Raw genomic sequence first — 5,168 nt, forward strand, 5'->3', positions numbered from 1 at the left:
GCTACTACTATGATTTCGGGGATGGCTGGCGACACACCGTCACGGTTGAGGAATTCTTGACGCTCACCACTGCGCCCAAACACGGGAGCTGCGTCGCCGGCAAAAGGGCCCGACCGCCCGAAGATGTTGGTGGCGTTTCAGGATATGAGCGGTTCCTGGAGACCATCGCCGACCGGGAATATCCGGAATATGCCGAAACCATTCGGTGGTGCGGCGGCTACTTTGATCCGGAATGGTTCGACCTGTCCATCGTGGACAGGGATGTCCGCAATGCTCTGCGCTCGAACGTCAAAAGGCGCTTGTATCAACCGAAGCCTAAAGCCTTCCCGAAGAAATGAGTTGGCTAAATTCAAAGTGCGCTCTTGATAGGACACGAACCGCTGTCGCTGTCCTCTATTTTTCTGGACTCGACTCAAATCACTCGTAATGCTTCATTTCCGCTCGGAGGACTGGGCATGGCATACGAGTGGGACGAAGGCCGCGCAAAAAAATGCGCCTGATCAAGTTGGCGTCTGTGTGGGCATTGACCGCGTCAGCGCTTAGTATCCCTATCGCCTTGCTTTTGACCGCATCGCCTCTGTAGGCGCCCACCGAACTCACTGAAAATTCCTACTCTTCACCTTCAGAGTATCGATATGAAGGTCAGGTATATAAATTTCTCGCGCCTTGACGCCCATCGGCGGCCGCACGCGGCTATCCGGGCTGCCTGGCGATCCATGCGCGAACTCGTCGCCACGGCCCATTGGCACCCGGAAACTATCCCGCTCGCCCAGGCTTGCCAGATCGCCGGTCAGATCGAACATCCGTTGCGCCACCAGATGCACGACGCCGCCCTCGCGCTGGATCTTGCCGTTTATCGCCATCATCGAGGATCCGAGCACGACGCGACGCTGTTTTTCAAAGAGGCTTGACCAGACGACGATATTGGCAACGCCTGTCTCATCCTCGATGGTCATGAACATCACACCCTTGGCGCTCCCCGGCTTCTGACGGACGAGGACAAGGCCAGCGGTCATCAACCAGCGACCGTCGCGCGCCGAGGTGGCCTCGGCGCAGGTGACGATGTTTCGGCGGGTGAGATCATCTCGCAGGAAACTGACCGGATGGGCTCGCAGAGTGACCCCCGTATGCCCGTAGTCCTCGACGACATTGGCGCCCTCGGTCATCTGCCGAAGTGCCACATCCGGTTCCTGCTGTTCGGCGATCACAGCCCGCTCGCGATCGGCAGCTGCCGCGAAGAGTGGAAGTGGCTCGTCGCGCAGGGCCTTGATTGCCCAGAGCGCATCGCGTCGTTCAAGTTTGAGAGCCGGCCGGAATGCATCGGCTTCGGCAAGCTTGACCAGGGAGGCCGACGACACGCCGGCGCGCCGCCACATGTCATCGATGGAAACGAAGGGCTCGTCACCCCGCGCCACCGCAATCTTGGCCGCATCCTGTTCGGACAAACCCTTGACCAGTCGCATACCGAGCCGCACGGCATGGTCATCGGTTCCGCTGATCTCTTCCAGCGTGCAATCCCACCGCGATCGATTGATGCAGACCGGCCGGATCGCAACGCCATGGCTCCGGGCGTCGGTGACGATCTGCGCCGGCGCGTAGAATCCCATCGGTTGCGCATTGATGAGGGCGGCACAGAACACATCCGGATAGTGGCATTTCAGATAGGATGAGGCGTAGGCGATGAGCGCAAAGGACGCGGCATGGCTTTCGGGAAAGCCATAGGAGCCAAAACCCTCAAGCTGTGAGAAGGTCTTTTCGGCAAATTCCTCGGTGTAGCCGTTTTTAACCATTCCCTTGACGAGCTTGTCCTTGAACTTACTGACGCCCCCAGTGAACTTGAATGTCGCCATAGAGCGCCTGAGTGCGTCGGCCTCGCCGGCGGTGAAGCCCGCGCAGACGATCGCCACTTTCATGGCGCTCTCCTGAAACAATGGCACGCCCAGCGTCTTACCGAGCACGGCCTCGAGTTCTGGCTTCGGATAGACGACAGCTTCCTTGCCTTCGCGCCTTCTCAGGTAAGGATGCACCATATCCCCCTGGATCGGACCGGGACGAACGATCGCCACCTGGATGACCAGGTCGTAATAGGTCTGGGGTTTCAGCCGCGGCAGCATCGACATCTGCGCGCGGGATTCGATCTGGAAGGTGCCGAGCGTGTCGGCCTTGCGGATCATCGCGTAAGTGGCCGGATCCTCCTGCTCTATAGTTGCGAGGTCAAGCTTCACGCCCTTGTGCTCTTCCAGCAATGCAAAGCCCTTGGCCATGCAAGTCAGCATTCCCAAGGCCAGCACATCCACCTTCATGAACTTGAGCGCCTCGATGTCGTCCTTGTCCCATTCGATCGTTTGGCGATCCTCCATCCGGGCCTGCTCGATCGGCACCAGTTCGTCGAGGCGGTCATTGGTCAGGACAAAACCGCCAGGATGCTGGCCAAGATGGCGGGGTGCGCCCATCAGCTGCTGCGCGAGCTCCAGTGTCAGCCGCAGACGGCGGTCGGACATGTTCATGTTCAGCTCGTTGACCTGCTTTTCACCAACGCCCTCCTTGCTCCAGCCCCAGACGCCGGCTGACAGCGCCGTGATCATGTCTTCGGGCAGGCCGAGCACCTTGCCAACATCGCGAAGCGCACCCTTGGCGCGGTAGCGGGTAACGGTGGCACAAAGCGCAGCCTTCTGCCGGCCGTAGGTCTTGTAGATCCACTGGATCACCTCTTCGCGCCGCTCATGTTCGAAATCGACGTCAATGTCGGGCGGCTCATTGCGCTCTTCCGAGATAAAGCGCTCGAACAGCAGGTCGTTGGCAGCCGGATCGATCGCCGTGATCCCCAGCACATAACAAACGGCGGAATTGGCTGCACTTCCGCGCCCCTGGCAGAGGATATCCTGAGATCGCGCAAAGCGGACGATGCTGTAGACCGTCAGGAAGTACGGCGCGTAGTCGAGCTTGCGGATCAGGTCGAGTTCGTGGTTCAGGGTCTTTACCACATCATCCGGCACCCCTTCGGGATAGCGATCGCGCACGCCCTCCCAGGTGAACTTTTCCAGCGACTGTTGTGCCGTCAGTCCGGGGATGATGGCTTCCTCGGGATATTGGTAGGTCAGTTCGCTCATGTCGAAGCGACAGCGATCTGCGATTTCGCGGGTACAGGCGAGAGCCTCAGGATAGCGGCTGAACAGCCGGTGCATTTCCTCCGGTGGCTTCAAGAATCGATCGGCGTGCCGTTCGCGCAGGAAACCGGCCCGGTCGATGGTGGTGCGATGGCGAATGCAGGTAACGACATCCTGCAATTGTCGCCTGCCCGGTTCGTGAAACAGCACGTCATTGGTGACGACAGGCCGAACCTTCTGCCGGATCGCCAGCGTGTTGAGCTCATGCAGGCGCAACTGATCGTTTGGCCGCCGGCGCAGCGTCAGGGCCATATAGGCGCGGTCGCCAAATATCTCCCTCACTTTGCGCAGCTGGACCGCGCATGCGTCATCGGCCTCGTCAGGGATCAGGATGGCGAGCAGTCCCTCTGCATAGAGGACCACATCCGACAGATCTAGGATGCATTTGCCCTTGCCACCCCGCTCCTTGCCGAGCGACAGAAGCCGGCAAAGCCTCGAATAGGCCGCCCGGTCCGTCGGGTAGACCAGGATCGACATGCCATCCGCCAGATCGAGCCTGCAGCCGACGACCAGCCGGACACCTGTTTCCTTGGCGGCCTCCCAGGCGCGCACGATCCCCGCCAGACTGTTACGATCGACGATACCAAGTGCTTCGATGCCAAGTGCCTGGGCCGTCGTAAACAGCTCATCGCAGCCGGAGGCTCCGCGCAGGAAGGAAAAATGACTGGTGACCTGGAGCTCGGCGTAGCGCATCAGCCATAGATCCCATGCAGGAACCATTTGGCCGTTCCGGTTGCGGGATCCACACCGTCACCGGAGCGAAAGACCCAGAAGCGATTGCCGTCCTCATCCTCGACGGAATAGTAGTCCCTCACAGCCTCCATCTCGGAAGAACGAACCCACCACTCGCCGAATACCCGTTCCGGCCCATCGCCGCGCTTGATGCGCCGGCGTTTTCCCCGCCAGGTCATCGATGCCGGCGGATGGTCGGGTGTGAGCGCAATCACCTCGATCCGTTCCGGGTGCGCCAATATCCGGCTTGGCCGGGGCCAGCGGGCCGGCCAGGCTTGACCCAGTTTTGCGGCGACAGGAGAGACACGGCCGACATTGCGCTCGGGAACGTCGCTCTCGACCGGCGCCAGCCGGTACATGCGCTGGCCGCGATTTCCAAGACTGTCGAGCAGGGGAGTGACATCGACGACGGTTTCTTCGACCAGTGAGGAGGAGGACTGCTTTTCTTCGAATGGTTCGATCATGGTAGCAGTGAGGGACAGTTTCTCGATGCCGAAACCAGGATCGATCTTCTCGATGCTGGAACAGAGAAGTTTTGTCAGACGGGAGACATCGCGCACCGGCTTTGCCGTGCCAGCACGCAGGGACTGCAACGTGTTGTCGACGCGGTGGATGATCAGGTCGGCGCGGCGAACACCCTGCCCGCGCGTCTCCAACGCGGCGCAGAGTTCGACCACGAGCTTGCCGATATATTTGGCGATGGTCTCGGCCGCGCCGATCGGCTCGGAGAAGGAATGTGCCACCTCGATCAGCTCCGTCGTGCGAATGGGGTCGATCGGTTCGGCAAGCCGCCCGAACATCTGATCGAGCCTGCGACCGACCTCTGGCCCGAAACGCAATGTCAAAGGCGCCCGCGGCGTTACTGAGACTTCGCCGACGGTTCGGAACCCAAGTACGATCAGGCCGCTGACGATGTCGGGCGGCAGACGAAGGCTGGCAATCGGCAGATTGACGACGGCCTTTGCTGTCTCACCAACGGGCACGATGATGACCTCGCGCCGCGCGGCGCGTGCAATGGCATGGGCACTGCCCCACGTATCGGCGATGGCGCCCCGGGCCTGAAGGCCGTGGCGCCTTAAAGCGTTGATGAGCCCGGTGAGCATTGGCAACTCACCGCCGCGCAGATGGTCGGCGCCCTCGGTATCCATGACGATGCCGTCGGGACCGTCGATCGCAACCACCGGCGTATATTGGCGCAGCATCCACAGCGCCAGACGCTCGATCGCCAAGGCATCACCTTGCGGTCAGCATCGACGAGATGCAGGCCGG

2 protein-coding genes and 1 pseudogene are annotated in these 5,168 nt (G+C 60.8%); 1 reads left to right on the forward strand and 2 read right to left on the reverse strand.

Annotation, left to right across the window (positions count from 1 at the left end; all coding sequences use genetic code 11):
• Positions 1-338: plasmid pRiA4b ORF-3 family protein (locus PDO_RS09555; RefSeq protein WP_007600985.1), on the forward strand; the 338-nt coding region annotated here is incomplete at its 5' end.
• Between the two features lie 258 nt (positions 339-596).
• Here the strand turns inward: PDO_RS09555 and PDO_RS09560 are convergent.
• Both PDO_RS09560 and PDO_RS09565 read right to left on the reverse strand, forming a co-directional pair.
• Positions 597-3,860, reverse strand: coding sequence for an error-prone DNA polymerase (locus tag PDO_RS09560; protein ID WP_007600987.1), 3,264 nt, complete (start codon positions 3,858-3,860; stop codon positions 597-599).
• Positions 3,860-5,168, reverse strand: a pseudogene (locus tag PDO_RS09565) (Y-family DNA polymerase); the annotation flags it as partial. The pseudogene PDO_RS09565 and the gene PDO_RS09560, both read right to left, overlap by 1 nt.

Origin of the sequence: Rhizobium sp. PDO1-076 (genome assembly GCF_000247475.1) — a bacterium.
Classification (GTDB): domain Bacteria; phylum Pseudomonadota; class Alphaproteobacteria; order Rhizobiales; family Rhizobiaceae; genus Allorhizobium.

Bases quoted from the DNA above. Each gene is read 5' to 3' on its own strand.
- PDO_RS09560 (WP_007600987.1), bottom strand. From the start codon at position 3,860: ATGCGCTACGCCGAGCTCCAGGTCACCAGTCATTTTTCCTTCCTGCGC.